Origin of the sequence: Streptomyces sp. NPDC096012, assembly GCF_040426375.1 — a bacterium.
Taxonomy (GTDB): Bacteria; Actinomycetota; Actinomycetes; order Streptomycetales; family Streptomycetaceae; genus Streptomyces.
This window is the reverse complement of the sequence record NZ_JBEOTD010000018.1, coordinates 98,739-122,171: the sequence shown is the minus strand read 5'-3', so window position 1 is coordinate 122,171 and position 23,433 is coordinate 98,739. Positions and strand designations below refer to the sequence as shown.

Below are 23,433 nucleotides of genomic sequence, written 5' to 3'. Positions count from 1 at the left end.
GGTGATCCGCCACCCGGGTGGCAGCCCCCCGTCCGATGCCGTCGAAGTCCTTGCGTGTAACCGTGGTTGAGCCTGTGCGGCGACCGCCGCTCCCGGGGCTGCCCCCGCCACCGCGAGCAACGCGGCGGCGGTCACCCCTATGAACCGGGCACGGACCACTGATCCTCCTCGAACCCGAGCACGGGCGTCCCGTCCGTACCGGGAGCCCCTCGTGCCGGAGGATGGAAAGTGGAGACTGTGGGTTGCCTGTGCGGCGCAGATCAGGGATCACACCCGCGCCGGTCCCGACAGTGCACCCGAGGCGCGGAGTTCGGCGCCGCCGTGCCGCGCAGGCTTTCGGCGCCGCCGTGTCCGCGTGTTCCGCGTGCGTCCTGTACGTCCCGCGGGCCGCGCGCGTCACGTCGGCGGCGGGCATCGTCTACGCCGCGCGTGTCCTGTCCCGCCGCCGGCCGGCGCCGGCGGCCGGCGGGCGACGTACGGTCCTCAGGTCCAGGCCCGGAAGGGCTCGTCCGTCAGCTGGAAGACCGGCTCGCCGCGTACCGGGTCCTTGGCGGTCGACAACCGGACCCGGTCGCCGCTGTGGATGCCGATCGGCGGGCCCATGACCCGGCCGCGGACGACGAAGCCCTCGGCCATCTCCACCAGCGAGACGTTGCGCGCCGCGGGAGTGTTGCGGTGCACCACGGTGGAGTGCCGGACCGTGCCCATGCCCTCGCTGCGTTCCGTGCGCAACTCGCTGCCCTGACACACCGGACACAGCAGCCGGTGGTACATCGCGGTGCCGCACCAGGCGCACCGCTGGAAGAGGATGGCGTCCTTGGAGTCCGCGGCGGCGGGATCGAGAACACCCGTCACGGAACCGGCCGCCGGATACGAGACGCTTGCTGAGTGGTGGAACACGCTGTCAACTCCCTGCGCTCGGCCGGAAACCCGCGTGTCCGCAGCGAACCGGACACGCGTGTGCCGGCAGCCGTGCCACCGTGCACGCCGCACAGCGTATGGCACTGAGTGTCACTCGTAAAGGCACTCCGTACCCCCAATTTTGAGGAGCCGCACGTCAGGCGCGGCCGAGTGCCGCCTCCCACTCCTGCACCACACGCCACACGGGGGCATCCCGGCGGGAGACGAGCACCACCACGTCGTCCGGCCGCCCGGTCCGCTCACCGGCCGGTGCCGGCCCGGTCGGCGCCGGCCCCGTCGGCAGCGGTCCGGTCGGCACGGCCATGACCGGGGCGTCCGCCGTGTCGCCGAACGTCCGCTGCACGCACCCCAGCGCATGGTCCACCGCCGCGCCCGCGTCCCCCGTACCGTCGGACCGCAGCCAGGAGCGCAGGGCGTTGTTGTGCGCGGCGACGACGGCGGCCGCGATCACGTCGGCCCGCAGCGTCCCGTCGGGCCGCCCGGCGAACCGCCCGCGCAGATACCCGGCGAGCGCGCGCTCGTAGCGCCACACCACCGACAGTTCGTAGGCGCGCAGGCCGGGCACCTTGCGGGTGAGCCGGTAGCGCTGCACCGAGAAGGCCGGGTTCTCCGCGTACATCCCCAGCACCATCCGGGCCGCGTCGCACACCCGCCGCACCGGCTCGTGCTCCTCGTCGCCCGCCGCGAGGAACGCGGTCATGTCGGCCAGGCAGCGCTCGTGGTCGGGAAAGACCACGTCCTCCTTGGAAGGGAAGTAGCGGAAGAACGAGCGCCGGCCGACCCCGGCCAGCGCGACGATCTCGTCCACGGTGGTCTGCTCGTACCCGCGTTCCAGGAAGAGCTGGAAGGCCGCCGTGACCAGGGCGTCCCGCATCGGCGGCTTCGCGGTCGGGGCCGCGCTGCTGGAGCTCATGAACCGGAACGTAGCACCTGAGGGGCGTTTTCTGGCACTCAGTGCAGTGCAAGGGGGCCGATCGGGGAACTCAGTGCTGCCGAGGGAGCTCCCGAACCATGTCGACACCGAGGGACCGGGGTGAGCGGGGTGTGTAACGGGGGTGGCTGAGGTGCGCGCGAGCGGGGGCGGGGCGCGAACGGAGTGCGGGTGGGTGGGGTGCCGGGCAGGTCGGGCGTGCGCGGGCCGCACGAGTGGGTGGGGCGTGTGGGTGGAACGCGCGTGGTCGCGGCGCCCGCGACCGGCCGTGGGGGCGGTCCGAACGGCCCGTACCCAGCGACGTAACCTTTCTTCACCCACGCCGACGCCGGTCCGCCCGAGGAGATGCCGCATGCCCGCCGCCCGTCCCCGCCTGCTCTACGTCACGGACCTGGCGTACCAGGCCCGCGGGCGCCGCTACTGCGACGAGGACATCCACCTCGCCTCCCGGCTGCGCGACCACTTCGACCTGGCCCTGTGCCATCCGCGGGACGCGGCCGCGCTGATGGACGCCTTCGACGCCGTGGTCGTCCGCAACAGCGGCCCCGTGCTCGGCTACCCGAGGGAGTACGCGGACTTCCGGGCGAAGGCGCTCGCCACCGGCGCCCTGGTGTACAACCCGCTCACCGGCAAGGCGGACATGGCCGGAAAGGGGTATCTGCTCGACCTGAGCGCGGCCGGCTTCCCCGTCATACCGACCGTCGGCCGCGCCGAGGACCTGCACCGGCTGCCGTCCGCCGAGCGCTACGTGGTCAAGCCCAGGCTCGGCGCGGACTCGCTCGGCATGCGGATCGTCCCCGCCGGCCGGGTCGCCCCGCTCGCGACCGGCGACGTCCTGATCCAGCCCCGCGTCGACTTCGCCTACGAGGTGTCCTTCTACTTCGTCGACGACGACTTCCAGTACGCCCTCTACGCCCCCGACCCACGACGCCGCTGGGATCTGCGGCCCTACACGGCCACCGCCGCCGACCTCGAGTTCGCCCGGCGCTTCATCGACTGGAACGACCTCGGACACGGCGTCCAGCGCGTCGACGCCTGCCGGGCGCCGGACGGGGGCCTGCTGCTGGTCGAGCTGGAGGACCTGAACCCGTACCTGTCCCTGGAGGCGCTCCCGGAGGAGGCCAGGGACGCGTTCGCCACCGCGTTCACGGCGTCCCTGAGCCGGTTCGTGCGGTCCGCCCTCAGCCCAGCCTGACGGCGACCCGCTGGCCGGCACCCGCCGTGCCGGTCAGGTCCCCGAAGGCCAGCGTCAGGGCCGGGCCGGTGCCGGCCGAGGCGAGCGTGGCCGGTGCGGACGTCACCGCCGCGACCGCCCGCCGCCAGGTGAGCGTGAGCCGGGTGCGCATGCGCATCGGATCGCTCACCGCGATCACGGCGGTACCGTCGCTCTTCTCACTGATCATCACGCAGCACGGATCGCTCGCGGTGAGCGTTCCGGCCGTTCCGCCGGACCAGAAGTTGACGCCGGTGAAGCCGAGCGAGGGTACGGAAACCCCCTGCTGCCGGTCGCCGTTGGCGAGTACGGCCAGCCAGCCGGTGTCGGTGGCACGCGCCAGCGTGTGGGCGGCGTCCGCTCCCGGCAGGAGCTGGTAGGCGTACGACGCGTTCGCCGGATCGGTGCCGTGGTCGACGTACAGCGTCAGGTACGTGCGGTTCAGGACGTCCGTCGAGCCGCCCTTGTTGATGGCGCTCCAGCTGCCGTCGCGGGCCTCGCGCAGGGCTCGCAGCGTCGCGCCGCCGGGGAAGACGTAACCGCCGTGGCCGCCGATGTGCGCCCACCGGGCCCCGGCGAGCGTCCCAGACCAGGGACGGCCGGCGGGCTGCACCCTGCCGTCCACGAGGAACGGGGAGTTCCCGGTGGGGCCGAGGTTCCGGTTCTCGACGGTGGTCTCCACGGCGGTGCCGTCGGTGCAGGAGATGCCGGCGCCGAGGCACACGATCGTGTCGTCCAGGAAGAACCAGGACTTCCTCGCCACGAGCGTCGAGCGCAGGCCCTTGAGGTACTGCCCGACGGCGGCCCGCAGCCCGTCCGTCGCCCCGCCCACCCAGTGCACGTCCGGCTTCGCCACTCCCCAGTCACCGCCGGCGGCGTCGGCCAGCACCGTGCGCGAGACGGTCGTGCCGGGCAGCCGGTACGGGTCCACGGTGGGCCAGAACGCGTCGCTGTACTGGCCGTTGGCGAAGGTGTCGCCCCACCAGTAAGAGCATCCCCGAACCCGTGTGCCAGCCGCGCAGGTTCTCGCCGTTGCCGGTCTCGTAGTAGGTGTTCCTGCGGTCCGCCATGCTGAGCGAGGCGGCCCAGCCGGGCCGGCGGTGCGTGGCCCGCGCCATGCACGGGAACAGCCGGTGCCCGCTCGGCTCGGCGGCCGCGGTGACCGAGGTGTCGCCCTGGACGCCCTGGATGCGGGCCAGTTGTGGCAGGCCCAGTACCGGGTCGGCGAGCGGCGGGCTGTAGTGGTCGCGCTCCGTCCAGCCCTTGACCAGGGCGCGCCACCGGGCGTTCTGCGCCGCGCCCGCAGCCTGGCCGAGCAGCACGATCGAGGCGAGGATCGCGTGACCGCGCAGATGGTCGTCCTGCTGGACCCTCCCGCCGTGCGCCGTCAGTCCCCGGCTGATCGCCCGGCCCGACACACCGTCCATCACCAGGCCGTTGTAGAGGAACGGCGCCCAGGCGTGCTCCACCGCGTCGAACACGAGCCGCCGGCCGGTGTCCGTCACCTCCCAGCTGGAACCGGCCAGCAGCGCGAAGAGCAGCCCCAGCCCGCCGAGCAGCACCGCCCCGTACGAGCCGGTGTACGGCACCGACGTGTGCTGGATGAACGAGCCGTCGGCGTACAGGCCGTCGCCCGAGGTGACGTAGGGGAAGACGGGGGAGAGGGCGTCGCGGGCCAGCGCCACCTTGGGCGCGCTGCCCCCGACGACGCCGCGCAGCGCGAGCACCCGGCAGAGGTCGACGCGGTTGGCGCCGGTACTGGTCCCCGTGTAGCTCGCCACCGCGGAGTCGGGCACGAAGTGGTCCACCGCGGCGAGGTAGCGGGCGAGCTGCGCGGCGGACAGGGCGTCGTACATCAGCACGCACACGTCGAGCAGGGCCTGCGGGGCGCCGATCTGCCAGCTGTACCAGTTGCCGTAGCGGAGCTGGTCAGCGTTGTAGACGTCGTCGTGGAGATGGTCCAGGCCGGTGAGGATCGCGTCCCGCAGGGCCCCGTCCCCCATCAGGCCGGTGCCCGGCTGGCAGAAGGCCTGCGCGAGCATGCTCAGACGTACGTAACTGGTGTTCATATGTCCCGAACGGCCGTACGACTCCTGGTCGGTGTCCGGGTCGGGGGCGGCGTAGACCAGGTCGGGCCACAGGGAGCCGGCGGCCGGGACCATGGCGTCGAGGTACCGGGTCGCGGTGTCCCCGAGACCGGCGAGCCGGGACTTGAAGGGTTCGGTCGTGGGACCGAAGCCCTCGCCGAGCACCAGCGTGCGCCACCTCGCCCGGAGCGCCGGGAACTCCTCCGATGCCGAGGACTCCCCGGTGCCGAGTCCCACGGCGACGGCCGTGCCCGAACAGGCGGCCAGAAATCCACGACGAGACCAGGAAGTCGTCATGACGGCGCTTTCTAGCACGCGGTTGCACAAAAGCTCAAGAAACCCTCCCGCGTTGGGCATTTCGATCGAAAGCGGGGAGGGCGGACCGCTCGGGCGGCTGAACGGGGCCGTGGCGGCGGTCGTATCCGTGGGCGGGAACCCGGAACCCCGCACGCGGGCGCTGACAGCCGTACGCGCGGGACGGAAGGAGAACCGGATCACTGACCGGCCCCGGCGGTGATTCGCGAGCGGACCGCCGGGAACACCATGCGGGGAGCCGGGCGCAAGCGCACCCACGGACAGGGCCGGGATCCCGGACGGCGAAGGGGAGCGAAGCGGCATGACGAACACACACGGAACACCGGACAGCGGTGGCACACCGGACACCGGTGGTACGCCGGAACCCGGCGGTGCGGCGGGTCCCGAGCGCGCGGCGGGGCCCGATGGTGCTGCGCGTCCCGAGCGCGCGGCGGATCGTGGCGGAACGGCCGATCCCGGTGGTGCGGCGGGTGCCTCCGGTCACGGGGAGACGCTCGGGGCTGCCGACGTGGACGGCTTCTTCGACCCGCTGGACCCGGACATGTGCGTCGTCACGGCGGTGGCCGGTGGTGAGCGTGCCGGTTGCCTGGTCGGTTTCGCCTCGCAGTGCTCCATCCACCCGCCCCGGTACACCGTGTGGCTGTCCAAGGCGAACCACACGTACCGCGTCGCCCTGGCCGCGGAACACCTCGCCGTCCATCTGCTCGCCCGGGACCAGCGCGACCTCGCCGAACTCTTCGGTGGCGAGACGGGCGACACGGTGGACAAGTTCGCGGGGCTGGACTGGCGCGCGGGGCCCGGTGGCGCGGTGGTGCTGACGGACGTGGCGGCCTGGTTCGTCGGCACCGTCCTGCACCGCACCGACGGCGGCGACCATGTCGGCTTCGTGCTCGACCCGGTGCGCTGGGGCTCGGGCCGTTCCGGGCCGCTGCTGCGGCTGTCCGACGCGTACGGCATCGACGCCGGCCACCCGGCGGACTGAGCGGGTGCCCGGCCACGCCCGGCCCGGCACACGCCACGACCGGCGCGGCTCGGCACGCGCCACTACCAGCGCCGCCCGGCACGCGCCACGACCGGCGCGGCCCGGCACACGCCATGACCGGCCCGCCCGGTACACGCGACGCCCGGCGCGGCCCGGCGCACGCCGAGACCGGCGAGCCGATTCGGTGGCTACTCTCCCGCCTCCGGGGTGTCCTCCTCGGGCGGCATCCTGATGTCGAGCACGCACACGTCGTCCCGTCGTTCGTCGGCGAGCATCGTGCCGAGCAGCGCGTCCAGGGAGGCGGATCCGCCGCAGCCGTGGAGGAGGACCGCCTCGGCCAGCCGGGTGAAGCCGTCGTCCAGGCTCTCGCCGAGGCGCTCGATCAGACCGTCGGTGTACAGCAGCAGCCGGTCGCCGGGTTCGAGGCGCAGTTCCGCCGACTCGTAGACGGGGGCTCCGCTCGCGCCCAGCAGCATGCCGCCGGGGCGGTCGACGTAACGAGCCTCGCCGCGGCGCACCAGCAGGGGCGGGAGGTGCCCGGCCTGGGCCCAGGCCAGGATCTGCTCGTCGGGGTCGTAGCGGGCCAGGACCATGGTGGCGGTGGTCCGGCTGTCGCGGGAGTGCAGCAGCAGCTGGTTGAGCCGGGTCAGCGCCCCCGTCAGCGAGGAACCGGTGCTGACCATGCCCTTCGCGGTGAACCGCAGCTGGGCCATCGTGGCGACGGCGCCGATGCCGTGGCCCGCCACGTCACCGACCACGAACAGCGCGTCGGAGTCGGGAAGTTCGATGGCGCTGAACCAGTCGCCGCCCACATGGGTGCCGGCCTGGGCGGGCAGGTAGGCGACCTCGACGCGCAGCCCGGCCAGCCGGACGGGCTTGCTGGGCAGCGGCAGCAGAGCGTGCTGCAGCCGGGCCGCCAGCGCCCGCTCGGCCTGCAGGATCCCGCGCTGCAGCAGCATCGCGCGCTCGCTCTCCACCAGCGCCAGCTCCGCGCTGCGCTGCGCGGTGAGGTCCTGGACGAAGCCGTGCACCTCGACCGGGGTGCCGTCCGGCTCCGTGACGGCCTCGGCGACCATCCGCAGATGCCGGACGCCCTCGGGTGTCTCGACCCGGAAGGGCACGTCGAACGAGCGGGCGTCGCGGAGGAGTTCGCCGATCACCCGGGACAGGGTCTCCGCGTCCTCCGGCACGGCCAGGTCCGGCAGCTCGTCCAGCCCGAGCGGCTCCCGCGCCGAACCCCGGCCGAGCACGGCGTACGCCTGCGTGGACCAGGAGACCTCCTGGGTGATCAGGTTCCAGGTCGCCCAGCCGAGGTTCCCGAGCCGCTGCACGTCCGACAGCCGCTGCTCCTGCCGCTCCGCGGGGTCGTGCCGCAGCCAGGTCACCAGCAGGCCGTCGCCCAGCGGGGCCGCGCGTACCGAGTAGGTGGCGGTCACGGGGACACCGCCGGAGACGTCCTGGTAGACGAAGGGCTCGCCGTCGAACGGCGTGCCGGTCTCCAGTGCCCGCAGGTAGCCGTGCCACAGCGGTTCGCCCGCCACCGACGGGTAGCTCTCCAGGATGTGCTTGCCGACCATGTCACGGCCGGCCCGGCCGAACACGTCGACCGCTTCGGCGGTGGCCGCCTCGATGCGGTAGTCCGCCACCTCGCCGGAGGCGGACCGCAGCGGCTTGAGCACGATCGCGGCACCCGGCAGCGCGTCGAGCAGCGCCTGCACGGCCTGGGCGGCGCCGTCCTCGCCGGGGCGCTCCTGCGAGGCGTCGAACACCCGCAGCCGGCCCGCGCACAACCGGGCCACGGCCCGCAGCAGCTTCCGCTCGCGGGGCACGAACGGCTCGTCGGTCCGGCGCAGCACGCCGAAGGCGACGCTCGCGGTGTCTCGGGCCGGCACGGGCAGCCAGGCACGGGTGGGCCACCGCTCGGGCGGGTTGCCGATCAGCAGGTACCGGGCGCTGTCGGAGGGAAGGTCCTCCAGCCAGCGCGGCTCGCCCGTGCGCAGGGCGTCGACCGCGGACATCCCGCTCAGCGGGGGCACGTGCCGCCACTGGGCGGCGAGGGTGGGGTCGAGGCCCGCGTGCCCGATCAGTCCGAGGCCGCCCTCGGGCAGCCGCTCGTACAGCATCACGGCGTCGGCGCGGACCTCGGACCTGAGGTGTTCCAGCAGGCATCCGGCCAGCTCCTGCGGCGACTCGACCCGGACCAGGTCCCGGCCGATGTGCCCGAGCACCTCGGCCATGTCCACGGTGCCGGCGGGGGCGGTCTCCCAGGAACCGACGGCGCCGGGCAGCCCCGCGGGCGCCGGCGGTGCCGCGCCGAACAGCTGCTCCGTGGGCGGCGGCAGGGCGCCCAGGGTGAGCCAGCACTGTTCGAGGAGGGTGCGGCTGCCGTCCTTCGCGCGCCTCAGCAGTTCCTCGTGGGCCGCGTCCGGGGCACATCCGGTGATCGCCATCAGCACGCCCTTGGCCCGCTCCAGGACCGCCGACGTGGCGGCCAGATCCCGCAGCCGTTCCATCTCCGCGCGCTGCCGGGCGACCACCTTGGCCAGCGCCGCCAGGTCGGCGCCGGTGCCGGGCTCCATCGGGGACAGGGGCTCGCTCGTCACCCGACGAGCATTGCACACCTTGGCCCGCTGGATCACTCGTGCGCAGGGCCGGGCTCCGTGGCCGCCGCGTGGGATCGGGGAGCGGGCTCCGGCAGGGGCGTGGACGGCCGGGGGCGGTTCCCCGGCGAGCGGGTGCGCATCCCCGGTCGAAGGCCCGCCGGGAGGGGCGTGCACGGCCGGGACGGACCCCGCGAGGGGGTGGGTCTGCCGGTCGAAGGCCCGTCGGGAGGGGCGTGCACGGCCGGAACGGACCCCGCGAGTGGGTAGATGTACCGGTCGACGGCCCGTCGGGAGGGCGTGGACGGGGACGGCCGGGGGCGGCTCCCCGGGGTCGGCGGGGAGCGCCGGATCACCGGCCCGTGGTGCGGCCGACGAGCGCCTCGGTGACGGCGCGGACGCTGCGCGCGATGTGCTGCAGCTGGAGGACCTCGGCCGCGTACAGCTTGATGGTGTGCTCGATGACGGACTCGGGCAGCCCGAGCACCGGCAGTTCGGCCCGTGCGGTCTGCAGCGCGGTGCGCGCCACCCGGATCTCCTGCTGGACCTGGATCTGCGCGTGCCGGGCGAGCAGGACGGGGTGCCGGATCATCGCCGGGTAGCTGGCATAGCGCGCGGGGATCAGTTCGCGCAGCCACTTGGCCGCCGAGCGCTCCCAGTCGTAGCTGCCCGGCGTCTTGACCTGACAGGGCCAGTCTGGACTGATGCGCGTGCTGGTCAGAGGCATGATCATCGCTTCCGGTGTGCGGCGTCGTGAGGGTGGTCCGACGGGTACGGGGCGGTCCCGGCCTAGGGGATGGCCGGGACCGCCACGGACGCGTCGCGCAGACGACGCGCCCCGGTACACCCCGGGCGCCGACGTGGGTAGGGGACGGCGGCTGAGGGTGTCCGTGAGGTGCCCCCGGGCGTCGGGAACCGGTGGTGCGTGCGCATGGGCGGTCCGTCGGCTTTCTCGGGGCGGTGCGGGCGGTGAGTCCACAGGGGCGGAACGCGCCTGGAGTGAGACCGGCGTGATCCGTGAGCAGTATTTATATATGCCGATCGCTTTGCAAGAGGTATGAAAACATTCATGCGCGATTTGGGGTGAATGATCCCCGTCCAGGGGGTCGGGCACCGCAAGATCTTCACGATCGCGCGGCGCGCACGGAAGGATCGGCCGACCGGGCGACCGGCCGTCCCGGTCAGTCCTTGAGGAAGAACTGGTGCTGGTCCGAGAGCTGTTCGTACTTCTCCAGGCGGGCCTGGGTGCGCTCCGGATCGGCGTCGGTCATCGCCTGCAGCAGCGCCGAGGTGAGCACGCCCGCCGCGGCGTAGGAGTCGAAGACCAGCCGTGAGCCGGTGCCGGTCGCGAAGGCGACGTCTGCTTCCTCGGCCAGCGGCGCGAGCGTCAGGTCGGTCACCAGGGCGACCTTCAGACCGGCCCCGCGCGCCACCCGGATCGCCTGCAGCGTCTCCTGGGAGTGCCGGGGCATCGCGAACGCCAGCACCCAGCTGCCGCCCGCCTCGCGGGCCTGCAGCAGCGCGTCGTAGGCCACGCTGCCGCCCCGGGTCACCAGCCGCACATCCGGGTGGATCCGGCGGGCGGCGTAGCCGAAGTACTCGGCCAGCGACTCCGAGATGCGCAGCCCCAGCACGGTCAGCGGGGTGGAGCGGGACAGCTCGCGGCCCACCCGGATGACCCGGTCGGGGTCGGCGAAGTCGCGCCGCAGGTTCTCCAGGTTCTCGATCTCGGCGTCCACCGCGGCCTGCAGTTCGTTGGCGCGGTCCTCCTCGCCGGGCCCGCCGGCGAGCGTGCTGAGCGCGATCGACTGGAGCCTCTCCCGCAGCGCGGGGTAGCCGCTGAAGCCGACGGCGGCCGCGAAACGCGTGACGGAGGGCTGACTGACCCCGACCCGGTCCGCCAGCTCGGTGATCGACAGGAACGCGGCCTCGGTGATGTGCTCGATCAGGTACTGGGCGATGCGCCGCTGTCCCGGCGACAGACGGGGCCTGTCGAAGAGTTCCCTGAGCCGGGAGGTCGGCGCGGCCTCGGCCTCGGGCGCGGTCTTGCCCGACGTGATCGCTGACGCCTGTGCGCGGGCCTGCTGCGGCGAGGGCACCGGTCCGCCTCCTTTGTCTCCCACGAGCACTCAACATAGCTCACCGGCCGCCGTGACCAGGGGGTTGAGGCGCCGGGCTCACCTCCGGTAGAGGCTGATCGAATGGCCGACCTCGTCGATCGGCCGGCTGTTGCCGATCAGTCCGGCCAGCTTCCCGCGCGCCTTGGCGACGGCCGAGTCCGACACGACCAGCAGCCCGTGCACCCGCCCGTCCGGCACCGTGCGCGGGTCGGCGGCGTGGATGCCGTAGTACGACGGGACGCCGGCGCCCTTGTACACCAGCCACACCCGCTCGCCGGGGTAGCGCTGCCGCAACCGGTCCGCCAGCCGGCCCAGGTCCTGGCCCCAGTCCACGTTGGAGTCGTGCAGCAGACGATGGGTGTGCGCCGGACCGCCGAACGCCTCGTTGGCGTACGGCAGGTAGTAGGGGAACGTGCGCAGCGAACTCACCGCCGCGAACAGCACCAGCACACCGGCCCACTGCCGGGGTGACACGCGCGCACCGGCCCACCGCCCGCCCGGCACGCGCACACCCGCCCACCGCCCGCCCGGGACGAGCACGCAGGCCGCCGTCACCGCGAGGAACACCGGGACGAACAGCGCGTACCGGGTCCCGAAGTCCCGCGCCCCCGTCATCGCCGCCGCCAGCAGGGTCAGGGGCGGCAGCAGCAGATAGGGCGCCGCAACCCGCAGCCGCCGTACCGCCACGAGCGCCACGGCACCGGCCGCGCCCAGGGCCAGCAGCCCGAGCGGCGTCTTCACCAGCAGGGCGGCAGGCAGGTAGTACCAGCGCGAACCGGTGTACAGGTGCCCGAAGAGATAGCCCTGCCACGGGTAGTCCTCCAGGCCGAACTGCACCCGCATACCGGCCCGGTAGGCCTCGGGCACGGGCAGCAGGTCCACCAGCCGCCCGCGCGTCCCGTGGACGGCCGGGACCGGTTCGGCAGGGGTGAAGCGCAGCCGCGGATCGACCGCGAGGTACGCGGCCCAGACGACCGCCACCGCCACGAGCGCCACGACCGCGGCGCCCGCGAACACCGACAGCGCCGTCCGCCGCCGGCCCCCGGGCAGACCCGCGAGGCCCGGCAGCGCCTTGCCGCGCCGCAGCGCGGCCCGCACGGACAGGACCGCCAGCGCCAGGAGCACCGGCACCGCGGCCAGGGCGCTCATCTTGGTCGCCACGGCCGCCCCGAGAGCGGCACCGGCGAGCGGGAGGTACCGGCCCGGCCGCTCGCGCGCCCGCCAGGTCAGCCAGGCCGACGTCAGCACGAACCCGGCCGCCGGCAGGTCCAGCGTGGCCAGCGAACCGTGCGCGATCACATCGGGCGAGAAGGTGTACAGCGCGAGCGCCAGGAGACCGCCGGCCGTGCTCGTCAGCGCACGGGCGAAGGCGAGGACGACCAGCCCGAACAGCAGGGTCAGCGCGATCACCGGCAGCCGCGCCCACAGCAGCAGCCGCCCGGGATCGTTGCCCGACTCGTAGAGCAGATGCCGGCCCACGCCCCCCTGGGTGCCGGTGTACGACGGGTCGTAGTGCGGGTTCGCCACCGCCACACCGGCCGCGATCAGCAGCTTGCCGAGCGGCGGGTGCTCGGGGTTGTAGCGCAGGCGGTGCTCGTGCAGATAGTCCGTGGCCGTCGCCACGTACACGGGCTCGTCGATGGTGGGCGTCTGCTGTACGGCCGTGGTGACCATCGCCACCGCCATCTGCGCCAGCAGCAGCGCCACCAGCAGGGGCACGGGCCACCGCCGGCGGCGGCGCGGGCCGGCGGCGGGCCGGGCCGGGGAGGTCCGGGCCGGGGAGGTCCGGGCCGCGCGGGGCCCTGTCGTCCGCCGGGCAGGAGCCGTGACCCTGCCGGCGAGGACCGCACGGGTCAGGACCGTGTGGTGTTCGCGTGCCATCGTCCGCCCCGCGGTGCCACCCGGCCGCGCACCCGATGAGGGCGCCGGAGCCGGATCACGGCCCCGTCGCGTCCCACCGCAGCAGCCCCGCGGGCGTCACCGCATCACGAGTCGTACCGGCAGACCCTCTGCCGTGCCCACGGATACGGCCCGCGCCCCGCCGGAGTTCACCGAGGGGGCCGTGTCTCAGCCGTGGCCGTGCTCGCCGTGCTCCGGGCGCCGGTCCGCCGGCACGGTGTGCGGCACCGGCAGCGCGCCGGCCGGTACCACCAGGTCCGCCCGCCCCCGGGTCGCCGCCACCAGATCGGCATTGCGCTGATCGGTGCCCAGCACCCACGCCACGGCGGACTCGTGATCCTTGCCGAACTCCTCGTGCCGGGCCACCAGCCGGCGGATCCGCTCGTCCTCCGCCGTCTCGCAGAACCACACCTCGTCCAGGCACGGCCGCACCCGGCCCCACGAACCCTCCTGCAGCAGAAGGTAGTTGCCCTCCGTCACCACCAGGCGCACCGACGGCGGCACCGCGATGGCGCCGGCGAGCGGCTGTTCCAGCACCCGCTCGAACCCGGGCGCGTAGACCACCTCGTCGGTGTCCTCGTGCAGCCGTCTCAGCAGCGCCGCGTAGCCGGCCGCGTCGAAGGTGTCCGGTGCGCCCTTGCGGTCCCGGCGGCCCAGCCGGTCCAGCTCGGCGTCGGCCAGATGGAAGCCGTCCATGGGCACGTGCGCCACCCGGGGCGGATCACCGTCGTCGAGGGCACGCACCAGGTGTTCGGCGAGTGTCGTCTTGCCGGAACCCGGGCTGCCCGCGACACCCAGAACGGCCCGCCGGCCGTCCCGGGTCAGGGCACGGGCACGGGTGAGGAGATCGTCGAAGGTCAGTGCCACAGGGGCCAGTGTGACACCGACGGGCCCCGGCGGATCCTCGGCCCCGTCCCCGCGGTCCGCCGAGAAACGCGGCCGGTGTGCTGTGCGCCACTCACTGGACCGCTCCGCGCGGGGAACAGTGCTGGGTATGACTCAGCTCGGTCTGCCCGACGGAATCCAGGCCTGTCTCTTCGACCTCGACGGTGTCGTCACCAAGACGGCCGTCGTGCACGCGGCCGCCTGGAAGGAGACTTTCGACGCGTTCCTGCGCGACTACGAGGGCGAGCAGGGGCGGCCGTTCGACCCGGCCGCCGACTACGACGAGTACGTCGACGGACGCCCCCGCGCCGACGGCGTCCGGGCCTTCCTCGCCTCACGCGGCATCCGCCTCCCGGAGGGCACCCCCGGCGATCCACCGGACGCCCGCACCGTGCAGGGTCTCGGCAACCGGAAGAACGACCTGCTCCTGGAGAAGATCCGCACCGGCGGTGTGGAGGCCTACGAAGGCACCCTGCGCTACCTGGAGGCGGTCCGTGCCGCGGGACTGCGCACGGCGATCGTCTCCTCCAGCGCCAACTGCCGGGACGTACTGCGCTCGGTGGGCGCCGAGCACTTCTTCGACGTCCGCATCGACGGCGTGGTGGCCGCCGAGCGGCGGCTGCCGGGCAAACCGCACCCCGACACCTTCCTCGCCGCCGCCCGCGACCTGGGCGTCGAGGCCTCCCGGGCGGCCGTCTTCGAGGACGCGCTGGCGGGCATGGACGCGGGCCGCTCGGGCGCGTTCGGGTACGTCGTCGGCCTGGACCGCGTGGGACAGAGCGACGCGCTGTACGCCCACGGCGCGAACATCGTCGTCAAGGACCTCGCCGAGCTGGGAGGCGAGCAGTGATCACCGAGCGGTCGTACGCCGTGGAACCGTGGACCGTGCGGGAGACCGCCCTCGACCTGGACGTCCTCGCCCAGAGCGAGTCGGTGTTCGCCCTGTCCAACGGTCACGTCGGCTGGCGCGGCAACCTGGACGAGGGCGAACCGCACGGCCTGCCCGGCAGCTACCTCAACGGGGTGCACGAGGTGCACCCGCTGCCGTACGCGGAGGCCGGTTACGGCTACCCGGAGTCCGGCCAGACGGTCATCAACGTGACCAACGGCAAGGTCCTCAGGCTGCTGGTGGACGACGAGCCGTTCGACCTGCGCTACGGCCGGCTCGTCGCCCACGAGCGGGTGCTGGACATGCGGCGCGGGGTGCTGGAGCGGACCTGCGAGTGGACCTCACCGGCCGGGTCCACCGTCCGGGTCCGCTCGACCCGGCTGGTGTCGCTCACCCAGCGCGCGGTGGCCGCCGTGGCGTACGAGGTGGAGGCGGTCGGCAGCCGCAGCCGGGTGGTGATCCAGTCCGAGCTGGTCGCGAACGAGAGCCTGCCGGAGCCGAGCGGCGACCCGCGGGCCGCGATGGCGCTGAAGTCCCCCCTGGAGCAGGAGGACCACTTCGCCTCCGGCAACCGGCTGCGGCTGGTGCACCGTACCCGGCGCAGCGGCCTCAGGGTGGCCGTCGCCGCCGACCACGTCGTCACCGGCCCCGAGCGCACCACCACCCGCAGCGAGAGCGGCATCGACGTGGCCCGGCTGACCGTCACCTCCGTGCTGCAGCCCGGGCAGAGGCTCAGGGTGGAGAAACTGGTCGCCCACGGCTGGTCCGGTGCCCGCTCGCTGCCCGCGATGGCCGATCAGGTCGACGCCGCGCTCGCGGCCGCCGGGCACGACGGCTGGCAGGGCCTGCTGGCGGACCAGCAGGCCTGTCTGGACGACTTCTGGGCCCGCGCCGACGTCGAGGTGGAGGGCGACGAGGAGATCCAGCAGGCCGTACGGTTCGCGCTCTTCCACGTCCTGCAGGCCGGGGCCCGGGCCGAGCAGCGCGCGATCCCGGCCAAGGGGCTGACCGGCTCCGGGTACGACGGGCACGCCTTCTGGGACACCGAGATGTTCGTGCTCCCGCTCCTCACCCACACCGCTCCCGCGGCCGTCGCGGAGGCGCTGCGCTGGCGGCACAACACCCTGGACGAGGCCCGGGAACGCGCCGCCCAGCTCGGGCTCGGCGGGGCCGCCTTCCCCTGGCGGACCATCGGCGGCTCGGAGGGGTCGGCCTACTGGCCGGCCGGCACGGCCGCCTTCCACGTGAACGCCGGCATCGCCGACGCCGTCGTGCGGTACGTGGAGGCCACCGGCGACGCCGACTTCCAACGGACGGCCGGCGTGGAGCTGCTGGTGGAGACGGCCCGGCTGTGGCGGTCGCTGGGCCACCACGACAGCCACGGCGTCTTCCACCTCGACGGCGTCACCGGCCCCGACGAGTACAGCGCGGTCGCCGACGACAACACGTACACCAACCTCATGGCCCGGCAGAACCTGCTCGCCGCCGCCGACGCCGTCGAACGCCATCCCCGCGAGGCGGAGCGGCTCGGCGTGGACGGGGAGGAGAGCGCGGCCTGGCGGGACGCCGCCGACGCCATGCACATCCCCTACAACGACGAACTCGGCGTCCACGAGCAGCACGCCGGCTTCACCCGCTACCAGCGCTGGGACTTCGCCGGCACCCGCCCCGACCAGTACCCGCTGCTGCTGCACTTCCCCTACTTCGACCTCTACCGCAAGCAGGTCGTCAAGCAGGCCGACCTGGTGCTGGCCATGTACACGTGCGGCGACCATTTCGACGAGGAGCAGATCGCCCGCAACTTCGCCTACTACGAGCCGCTGACCGTACGCGACTCCTCCCTGTCCGCCTGCTGCCAGGCCGTCATCGCAGCCCAGGCGGGCCATCTCGGGCTCGCCTACGCCTACACGACCGAGGCCGCGCTGATGGACCTGCACGACCTGGAGCACAACACCCGGGACGGGCTGCACATCGCCTCGCTGGCCGGTACCTGGATGGCGCTGGTGGCCGGCTTCGGCGGTATGCGCCGCGACGGCGACCGGCTGCGCTTCGCACCCCGGCTGCCCGAGCGGCTCAGCCGGCTGGCCTTCAACGTCCAGTTCCGCGGGCGCCGGCTGCGGGTGGACATCGGCGCCGACAAGGTCACGTACGCCCTGCTGGACGGGCCGCCGCTGACCCTGCACCACCACGGCGAGCCGCTGACGGTGAGCCCCGACGACCCGGCCGTACGGACGCTGCCCCCGGCCCCGCGCCGCCCCACCCCGCAGCAGCCACCGCATCGCGCACCGAACGGCGGCTGAGCGCACGGCTGAACACGCGGCGGCCCGCCGGGCGGGGTGGTCCGATGGGCGGGGTGGTGCGCCGGGCGGGGTGGTCCGATGGGTGCGCTGGGGCCGACGATCGGCTGTGGCTGTGGCTGTGGCTGTGGCTGTGGCTGTGGCTGTGGCTGTGGCGGCCGTCGGCCTGTGGCCTGGGTGGCGGTAGCGGTGGTGGCCGGGGCGCCGGTGACGGCCGTGACCGTGGCAGCGGTGGTGGTGACAGGGGAGTGCGCGCCGGGACGTCTCAGGCGCCGTTCTCCGCGAGCAGTTCGCGCAGCGCCTGCGCCTCCTCGGCACTCAGCGCGGTCACGAACTGCTGGAGCGCCGCGATCGGATCGGGACCCCGGTCCAGGGCCTCGCGCATCGCCCCGGCGGTCAGCTCGGCCGCGTTCTTGGCCGGCCGGTACGCGCCGCGCCGCCCGTCGGCGTCCCGCAGCACCAGCCCTTTGTCGTACAGCCGCGTCAGGATCGTGTGAACCGTGTTGTACGCGAGTCCGCCACCGATCTCGGCCTGGACCTGCGCCGGGGTCAGCGGCCGCTCGGCGGCCCAGAGAGCGGCCAGCACCGTGCCCTCCAGCTCCCCGGCGCTGCGCCTCACCGCCCTGCCGCGGGCCCCTGTGCCAGCCATGCGTCAACCTTACAGCGCGTAGGGCCGACGGCCGGATGACCGTTCCGTGGGGGAGGGGCCGGACCGGGCCGCCACGGTGGGGCTTTCCGTCCCCGTGGGCAAGGGCTGCCAAGCCTTTTACGGCGAACGGGTTGCAAGTGCGGCACGGATGACACAAGGCTGGTTGCAGCCGCAGCCGCAGCCGCAGCCGCAGCCGCAGCCGCAGCCGCAGCCGCAGCCGCAGCCGCAGCCGCAGCCGCAGCCGCAGCCGCAGCCGCAGCCGCCGAAGGAGGCCGCGCGCCGCCCGAGGACGGCCGCCCCTGATTCCGCTCCGCACCTCCCCGCTCGGTCCGGGACCACACCCGGCCCGACACCGCGTCCGTGGCTGACGCGGCGGGAGCGGATCGGGGGCGGCGCGACGGCGGGCCGGCCGAGCGGTCCGCCGACCGGCCGGTTCGCTTGCCGAACGAGCGGTGCGGCCGGCCGACCGCTTCTGGTGCCTGAGGGGTTAATGATCCGCCTGCGGGAAACGCGGACCGGGACCGCACGCGAGCCGACGAGGAGGCGACGATGAGCGACCCGCAGGCCGAGCAGACCCCGATGGCGGACGACGTCTACCAGCCCACCGGTACCAACGAGGAACAGGAGGACGCCGCGCCCCTGGACCTGCAGGACGCGGTCGACGAGCGCGACTACGACGACGTCCTGGACGAGGGCTACTCGCCGCCCGAGCGACCGCTGGGCGTCACCCGGCACGGCACCACCGCCGGCGAGCAGCACGAGGGGGAGTCCCTGGACGAGCGGCTCCGCCAGGAGGTGCCCGACACGGGCGTACCGGCCGGTGACGGGATCGGCGACCTGCCCGGCGGCGAGGGCGAGCCGGTCGACCCCGAGGCCGGCGAGGCCCGCGCGGGCCGCCTGGTCGCCCCGGACGCGGGCGCCCACCCCGACACCGTCAAGGAGGAGGTGGCGGAGGACGTCGGCATCGACGGTGGAGCGGCGGGGGCGGAGGAAGCGGCCATGCACGTGGTGCCGGACGAGCCGAGCCTGCCCGAGTGAGCCGGCCCGAGTGAGACGGCCCGAGTGAGCGGGCCTGACTGAGCCGGCCGGGCTCGGCTGTGGGGCGCGGCGGCGCTGCACCGCGCCCGGTGGCGCAGAAGGCGGGGGAGTCGGCTTCCCCGTCGATCCAGCGTGAGGCGGCACGGGGTCCGTGGCCGACGCCGTCCCCGCACCTCGGGACGACCGGACCCCCCGCACCCCGGGACGACCGGATCGCCGGTGCCGGGGTGCTGGAGGGCCGCCGTGGATTCAGGGATCCTCGACGCGGCGGCCGGCCGGGCGGCGCGCCCGGCCGGCCGTCCGGTCCCGCCCGTTCGTCTCCTCGATTTCCCCCGGACCGCCCTAGGGCAGCAGCTTCTCGACGGCCGCCAGGCCCTCGGTCTCCAGCTTGTGGCGCGCCCACTCGAGGGCCTTCGGGGTGACGTCCCTGCCCGCCGCCATCACCAGGTCCTCGGGGGTCACGTCCCGCGAGGGAGCGGTGTGGAGCAGAGCGTCCGGGGTGTGGTGGTCGTCGGACGACCGGGATTCCTCGGGTGTGGATGTCGACATGTTGCCTCCTCCTCGGTCCGGATGACCGCATCCGTGCCGGTGCCCTCCGAACGGAGCACACCCTTACCATGGCCCGCCTCGACGCGCCCTGCATCTTCAGGCACCTTCCCAGCGGGTGAGGAGCGCCTGCCCACGCCAGACGGAAGCACTCGCTCCTAAGCTGGAAACACCCGCACCACGGACCGGGAGGCCGCCCATGGCCGAGACGCCGTTCCCCGAGGACCCGTCGCACAACCCCCGCTACCTGCCCATCGCCGAACACGGACTCATCGGTGACCTGCGCAGCGTCGCACTGGTCGGCAGCAACGGCACGATCGACTGGTACTGCAGCCCCTCGTTCGACGCGCCGAGCGTCTTCGCCGCGATCCTGGACGCCGAGCGCGGCGGCCGCTTCGAGCTGGCCGCCGCCGTACGCGCGCGCTCCAAGCAGTTCTACTTCCCCGACACCAACGTGCTGATCACCCGGTTCTTCACCGAGGACGGCGTCGGCGAGGTGCAGGACTTCATGCCGGTCGGCGCCGAGGCGTCGGGCGAGACGGGCCGGCACCGGCTGATCCGGCGCGTGGTGTGCGTACGCGGCACCGTCCCCTTCCGGGTCCTGGTCGCACCGCGCTTCAACTACGGCGCCGACGAACACACCCTGAGCGGCTCGGACGGCATGGTCGTGTTCGAGGCGCCCCACCAGTCACTGGCGCTCACCTCCACCGTCGCCCTGGAGTGCGACGCCCGCGACGCGCGCGCCGACTTCAAGCTCGGCGAGGGCGAGTCCGCGGTGTTCGCCCTCGACCAGGTCGACGGCGCGGTGGCCCCGCGCGGCTGCGCCCACGCCGAGGCCGAGCAGCAGTTCAACGCCACGGTCGCCTACTGGCGGCGCTGGCTCCACCAGTCCCGTTACCGGGGCCGCTGGCGCGAGATGGTGCACCGCTCCGCCCTCACCCTGAAGCTCCTCACCTACGCCCCCACCGGAGCCATCGTCGCCGCGCCCACCACCAGCCTGCCGGAACAGCTCGGCGGCGAGCGCAACTGGGACTACCGGTACGTGTGGGTGCGCGACGCCGCCTTCGCCGTCTACGCGCTGCTGCGGCTGGGCTTCAGCGGCGAGGCCGAGGCGTTCATGCGGTTCCTCACCCTGCACATCAGCCCGGGCTCGGGCGACGGCACCGGCCCGCTGCAGATCATGTACGGCATCGACGGCCGCGCCGACCTGCCGGAACGGGAACTTCCGCACCTGGAGGGCTACCACGGCTCCGCACCCGTCCGGGTCGGCAACGCCGCCGCCGGCCAGCTCCAGCTGGACATCTACGGCGCCCTGATCGACTCCATCTACCTCTACGACAAGTGGGCCCAGCCCATCTCCAGCGGTCAGTGGGACGACGTGTGCCGGCTGGTCGACTGGGTGTGCGGCAACTGGGACCAGCCTGACGAGGGCGTGTGGGAGACCCGCGGCGGCCGCAAGGACTTCCTGTACTCCCGCCTGATGTGCTGGGTGGCCGTCGAGCGGGCCATCCGGCTCGCCAACCGGCGCGGCCTGCCCGCCGACCTGCGCCACTGGCAGCATGCCCGCGACACCATCTACCGGCGGATCATGGACCGCGGCTGGTCCGAGCGCCGCGGCGCCTTCGTGCAGACCGTGGACGGGGACGTGCTCGACGCCTCGCTGCTGATGATGCCGCTCGCCAAGTTCATCGCCCCCACCGACCCCAAGTGGCTGTCCACCCTGGACGCCCTCACCGAGGACCTGGTCTCCGACTCCCTCGTCTACCGCTACGACCCGCAGGCCAGCCCCGACGGCCTGCGCGGCGACGAAGGCACCTTCTCCATCTGCTCGTTCTGGTACGTCGAGGCACTGGTGCGGGCCGGCCGGATCGACGAGGCCCGGCTGGCCTTCGAGAAGATGCTCACCTACGCCAACCATCTCGGCCTGTACGCCGAGGAGATCGGCCGCACCGGTGAGCAACAGGGCAACTTCCCCCAGGCGTTCACCCATCTGTCGCTGATCAGCGCCGCGTTCAACCTGGACCGCGCCCTCGGCTGAACGGCACGGAGCGTCCCCGTCCCGCAACGGCTGTCACCGCACCGTCACAGCCGCCGCGGGCACCACAACCACCCCCGCCGCTGCCCGGTCGAACCCTGCGTCGACACCGACCGATCGACTCACGCAGCGTCAACCACCCACGGGGTAACGGACATGAACAGCACCACCCGTCGCACCGCAGGCTCCGCCGCCGTCACCGCGGCGTCCTTCCTGCTGCTGACCTCGGCGGCCGTCCTCGCCGCCCCGTCCGCGTTCGCGGGCGTACCCGGCGGCACCACGGCAGCCGACCGCAACAGCGACTTCAACGGGGACGGCTACACCGACCTGCTCGTCGGCGTCCCCGACGGCACCGTCGACGGCAGGGAGGGCGCCGGATACGTCACCGTCCAGTACGGTGCCCCCAACGGCGTCGGCACCGGCGCCACCGTCCCCAGAGGGCATGTCCAGGCCGTCAGCCAGTCCACCGCGGGCGTACCCGGCGACTCCGAGGCCGGGGACCGCTTCGGGCAGGCCGTGGCCACCGGAGACCTCGACGGCGACGGCTACGACGACGCGGTCGTCGGCGCGCCCGGTGAGGACGAGGACGGCACCGAGGACGCGGGCCGGGTGACCGTCCTGTACGGCTCGAAGGACGGTCTCGGTGCCGAGCAGACCGCCTCGCTCACCGCCGCCCGGCCCACCGCGCGTGCCCGCTTCGGCCTGGCGGTGACCGCCGCCCGGTTCACCGGCGACGTCGACGCCGACCAACTGGTGGTGCTCGACCGGAACACCGGCCCGAACGTCTTCACCTGGCACGCCGGTGTCCTGCGGCAGGTGGGCACCCCGCACTCCACCGGCCACGCGCTGCAGAACGCCTACGTCACCACCGGGGACTACGACCACAACGGCTTCGCCGACCTGGTCGTCTCCGGCTACAGCCCCGACGACGACTACGCCAAGGGCTGGTCGGCGTACTACCCGGGCGGCCCCGAGGGGCTCTCCTACGGGCGGGACCTGCACGGCGGTCTCGGCTCGGCCTCCGGCGACATCGACGGCGACGGCTACGACGACCTCGTGGTCGGCCAGCTGAGCGCCGTCGACGAGGCGGCCGGGGACGCGAACGCCCCCGGCGGTCTGGTCGGCGTCTACTACGGCGGCGAGGACGGACCGGCCGGCACCCAGGGCCCCGGCACCGCCCCGCAGTGGTGGTCGCAGAACTCCCCGGGCGTGCCGGGCACCGCCGAGAAGGGCGACGCCTGGGGCAACGACCTGTCGGTCGCCGACGTCGACGGCGACGGCCGCGCCGACCTCGCGGTCGGCGCGCCCGGCGAGGACGTGGGGACCGTCGCCGACGCGGGCGCCGTCTGGCTGCTGCGCGGCTCCCGCGAAGGCCTCACCGGCACCGGTGCCCAGTCCTTCGACCAGAACACCGCCGGTGTCCCCGGCACCGCCGGGGCCGACGACTCCTGGGGCGCCCAGGTACGGCTCGCCGACACCGACGGCGACGGCCGCGCCGAACTCCTGGCCGGCGCGCCGGGCGAGAACACGGGCGACGGAGCGCTCTGGCTGCTGCCCGCGAGCCGCAGCGGACTGCTCGCCGACGGCTCCTGGTCCTACGGCGCCGGCGCCCTCGGCGGCACGGCTCACGGTGCTCGCTTCGGCACGGTGATCGACGAGTAGAAGGAGCCGCGCGACGGGCTGTGTGCCCGTAGACCGCCCGGGTACCCGGGGCCTCCGAACGCTGAATCGGCACACGGCCGGCAGAAGGAGGAGCCCCGGATGACCAGCACCAGCGAGACCGGCGACGTCACCGGCACCCGCGACAGGGACTACAACCTGATCTGGTACGTCGAGGCGTGCCTGAGCAACGCCCTGCGTCTGGAGCAGTACATCCAGGACGCCGAGCGCGAGAAGGACACCGAGGTCGCGGACCTGTTCCGCAAGGCCCAGGCGGACAGCCGCAAGGGCGCCGAACTCGGCAAGCAGCTGCTGCGCGCCCGCCTCACCAGCGGCTGACCGTCGTACCTGCTCGGGCTGGCCGCCT

Annotated in this window: 17 protein-coding genes and 1 pseudogene; 8 read left to right on the top strand and 10 right to left on the bottom strand. The window is 73.6% G+C overall.

What is annotated here, in order from left to right; all coding sequences use genetic code 11:
* Positions 1 to 483: 483 nt before the first annotated feature.
* Both ABVB68_RS19345 and ABVB68_RS19340 read right to left on the bottom strand, forming a co-directional pair.
* Entirely contained in the window at positions 484 to 900 is a 417-nt protein-coding gene (locus ABVB68_RS19345) for a Zn-ribbon domain-containing OB-fold protein (protein WP_353602304.1), read from the bottom strand.
* Positions 901 to 1,057: 157 nt separating this feature from the next.
* Positions 1,058 to 1,834 carry a TetR family transcriptional regulator gene (locus ABVB68_RS19340; RefSeq protein ID WP_353602303.1) on the bottom strand — a complete coding sequence of 259 codons (777 nt, stop codon included), beginning with the start codon at positions 1,832 to 1,834 and terminating at the stop codon, positions 1,058 to 1,060.
* Positions 1,835 to 2,204: 370 nt separating this feature from the next.
* Between ABVB68_RS19340 and ABVB68_RS19335 the strand changes: the two genes are divergently transcribed.
* Positions 2,205 to 3,047, top strand: coding sequence for a hypothetical protein (locus ABVB68_RS19335; protein WP_353602302.1), 843 nt, complete (start codon positions 2,205 to 2,207; stop codon positions 3,045 to 3,047).
* On the opposite strand, the pseudogene ABVB68_RS19330 reads toward ABVB68_RS19335, so the two are convergent.
* Positions 3,034 to 5,449, bottom strand: a pseudogene (locus ABVB68_RS19330) (polysaccharide lyase 8 family protein). The gene ABVB68_RS19335 and the pseudogene ABVB68_RS19330 sit on opposite strands and share 14 nt — an antisense overlap.
* A 559-nt stretch (positions 5,450 to 6,008) precedes the next feature.
* On the opposite strand from ABVB68_RS19330, the gene ABVB68_RS19325 reads away from it, so the two are divergent.
* The gene (locus ABVB68_RS19325; RefSeq protein WP_353602332.1) at positions 6,009 to 6,449 is read left to right on the top strand and encodes a flavin reductase family protein; all 441 of its coding nucleotides are present in this window, start codon (positions 6,009 to 6,011) and stop codon (positions 6,447 to 6,449) included.
* Positions 6,450 to 6,637: 188 nt separating this feature from the next.
* On the opposite strand, the gene ABVB68_RS19320 is transcribed toward ABVB68_RS19325, so the two are convergent.
* The 5 genes from ABVB68_RS19320 to ABVB68_RS19300 all read right to left on the bottom strand — a co-directional run bounded on the left by ABVB68_RS19320 (position 6,638) and on the right by ABVB68_RS19300 (position 13,935).
* Positions 6,638 to 9,028 carry a SpoIIE family protein phosphatase gene (locus tag ABVB68_RS19320; RefSeq protein WP_353602331.1) on the bottom strand — a complete coding sequence of 797 codons (2,391 nt, stop codon included), beginning with the start codon at positions 9,026 to 9,028 and terminating at the stop codon, positions 6,638 to 6,640.
* A gap of 373 nt (positions 9,029 to 9,401) precedes the next feature.
* Positions 9,402 to 9,782, bottom strand: a complete 381-nt coding sequence (locus ABVB68_RS19315) for a hypothetical protein (protein ID WP_353602301.1) — start codon at positions 9,780 to 9,782, stop codon at positions 9,402 to 9,404.
* Between the two features lie 448 nt (positions 9,783 to 10,230).
* On the bottom strand, positions 10,231 to 11,148 hold the full coding sequence (locus ABVB68_RS19310; protein WP_353602300.1) for a MurR/RpiR family transcriptional regulator: 918 nt from the start codon (positions 11,146 to 11,148) through the stop codon (positions 10,231 to 10,233).
* A 78-nt stretch (positions 11,149 to 11,226) separates the two neighbouring features.
* Positions 11,227 to 13,050, bottom strand: a complete 1,824-nt coding sequence (locus ABVB68_RS19305) for an ArnT family glycosyltransferase (protein WP_503006182.1) — start codon at positions 13,048 to 13,050, stop codon at positions 11,227 to 11,229.
* A gap of 186 nt (positions 13,051 to 13,236) precedes the next feature.
* Positions 13,237 to 13,935, bottom strand: coding sequence for a nucleoside/nucleotide kinase family protein (locus tag ABVB68_RS19300; protein WP_353602299.1), 699 nt, complete (start codon positions 13,933 to 13,935; stop codon positions 13,237 to 13,239).
* Between the two features lie 127 nt (positions 13,936 to 14,062).
* Here ABVB68_RS19300 and ABVB68_RS19295 point away from each other — a divergent pair, with 127 nt between their 5' ends.
* Complete coding sequence (locus tag ABVB68_RS19295) at positions 14,063 to 14,803, top strand: HAD family hydrolase (RefSeq protein ID WP_353602298.1); 741 nt, start codon at positions 14,063 to 14,065, stop codon at positions 14,801 to 14,803.
* Positions 14,800 to 17,142, top strand: a complete 2,343-nt coding sequence (locus ABVB68_RS19290) for a glycoside hydrolase family 65 protein (RefSeq protein ID WP_353602297.1) — start codon at positions 14,800 to 14,802, stop codon at positions 17,140 to 17,142. The genes ABVB68_RS19295 and ABVB68_RS19290 overlap by 4 nt, the downstream gene beginning before the upstream one ends.
* A 262-nt stretch (positions 17,143 to 17,404) precedes the next feature.
* On the opposite strand, the gene ABVB68_RS19285 is transcribed toward ABVB68_RS19290, so the two are convergent.
* On the bottom strand, positions 17,405 to 17,788 hold the full coding sequence (locus ABVB68_RS19285; protein WP_353602296.1) for a BlaI/MecI/CopY family transcriptional regulator: 384 nt from the start codon (positions 17,786 to 17,788) through the stop codon (positions 17,405 to 17,407).
* A 549-nt stretch (positions 17,789 to 18,337) separates the two neighbouring features.
* On the opposite strand from ABVB68_RS19285, the gene ABVB68_RS19280 reads away from it, so the two are divergent.
* The gene (locus ABVB68_RS19280) at positions 18,338 to 18,826 is read left to right on the top strand and encodes a DUF5709 domain-containing protein (RefSeq protein ID WP_353602295.1); all 489 of its coding nucleotides are present in this window, start codon (positions 18,338 to 18,340) and stop codon (positions 18,824 to 18,826) included.
* A 342-nt stretch (positions 18,827 to 19,168) separates the two neighbouring features.
* Here ABVB68_RS19280 and ABVB68_RS19275 read toward each other — a convergent pair whose 3' ends face one another.
* Positions 19,169 to 19,375 (bottom strand): hypothetical protein, encoded by a 207-nt coding sequence (locus tag ABVB68_RS19275; RefSeq protein WP_353602294.1) that lies wholly within the window; start codon positions 19,373 to 19,375, stop codon positions 19,169 to 19,171.
* 196 nt (positions 19,376 to 19,571) lie between these two features.
* Between ABVB68_RS19275 and ABVB68_RS19270 the strand changes: the two genes are divergently transcribed.
* From ABVB68_RS19270 to ABVB68_RS19260, 3 genes are all read left to right on the top strand, one after another.
* Positions 19,572 to 21,410, top strand: coding sequence for a glycoside hydrolase family 15 protein (locus ABVB68_RS19270; protein ID WP_353602293.1), 1,839 nt, complete (start codon positions 19,572 to 19,574; stop codon positions 21,408 to 21,410).
* A gap of 153 nt (positions 21,411 to 21,563) precedes the next feature.
* Positions 21,564 to 23,069, top strand: coding sequence for an FG-GAP repeat protein (locus ABVB68_RS19265; protein WP_353602292.1), 1,506 nt, complete (start codon positions 21,564 to 21,566; stop codon positions 23,067 to 23,069).
* Positions 23,070 to 23,168: 99 nt separating this feature from the next.
* Positions 23,169 to 23,405 carry a hypothetical protein gene (locus ABVB68_RS19260; RefSeq protein WP_353602291.1) on the top strand — a complete coding sequence of 79 codons (237 nt, stop codon included), beginning with the start codon at positions 23,169 to 23,171 and terminating at the stop codon, positions 23,403 to 23,405.
* The last annotated feature ends 28 nt before the right edge of the window (positions 23,406 to 23,433 follow it).

Bases quoted from the DNA above. Each gene is read 5' to 3' on its own strand.
- ABVB68_RS19265 (WP_353602292.1), top strand. From the start codon at position 21,564: ATGAACAGCACCACCCGTCGCACCGCAGGCTCCGCCGCCGTCACCGCG.
- ABVB68_RS19270 (WP_353602293.1), top strand. From the start codon at position 19,572: ATGGCCGAGACGCCGTTCCCCGAGGACCCGTCGCACAACCCCCGCTAC.
- ABVB68_RS19285 (WP_353602296.1), bottom strand. From the start codon at position 17,788: ATGGCTGGCACAGGGGCCCGCGGCAGGGCGGTGAGGCGCAGCGCCGGG.
- ABVB68_RS19335 (WP_353602302.1), top strand. From the start codon at position 2,205: ATGCCCGCCGCCCGTCCCCGCCTGCTCTACGTCACGGACCTGGCGTAC.
- ABVB68_RS19305 (WP_503006182.1), bottom strand. From the start codon at position 13,050: ATGGCACGCGAACACCACACGGTCCTGACCCGTGCGGTCCTCGCCGGC.
- ABVB68_RS19280 (WP_353602295.1), top strand. From the start codon at position 18,338: ATGAGCGACCCGCAGGCCGAGCAGACCCCGATGGCGGACGACGTCTAC.
- ABVB68_RS19315 (WP_353602301.1), bottom strand. From the start codon at position 9,782: ATGATCATGCCTCTGACCAGCACGCGCATCAGTCCAGACTGGCCCTGT.
- ABVB68_RS19340 (WP_353602303.1), bottom strand. From the start codon at position 1,834: ATGAGCTCCAGCAGCGCGGCCCCGACCGCGAAGCCGCCGATGCGGGAC.
- ABVB68_RS19260 (WP_353602291.1), top strand. From the start codon at position 23,169: ATGACCAGCACCAGCGAGACCGGCGACGTCACCGGCACCCGCGACAGG.
- ABVB68_RS19295 (WP_353602298.1), top strand. From the start codon at position 14,063: ATGACTCAGCTCGGTCTGCCCGACGGAATCCAGGCCTGTCTCTTCGAC.
- ABVB68_RS19325 (WP_353602332.1), top strand. From the start codon at position 6,009: ATGTGCGTCGTCACGGCGGTGGCCGGTGGTGAGCGTGCCGGTTGCCTG.
- ABVB68_RS19275 (WP_353602294.1), bottom strand. From the start codon at position 19,375: ATGTCGACATCCACACCCGAGGAATCCCGGTCGTCCGACGACCACCAC.
- ABVB68_RS19320 (WP_353602331.1), bottom strand. From the start codon at position 9,028: ATGGAGCCCGGCACCGGCGCCGACCTGGCGGCGCTGGCCAAGGTGGTC.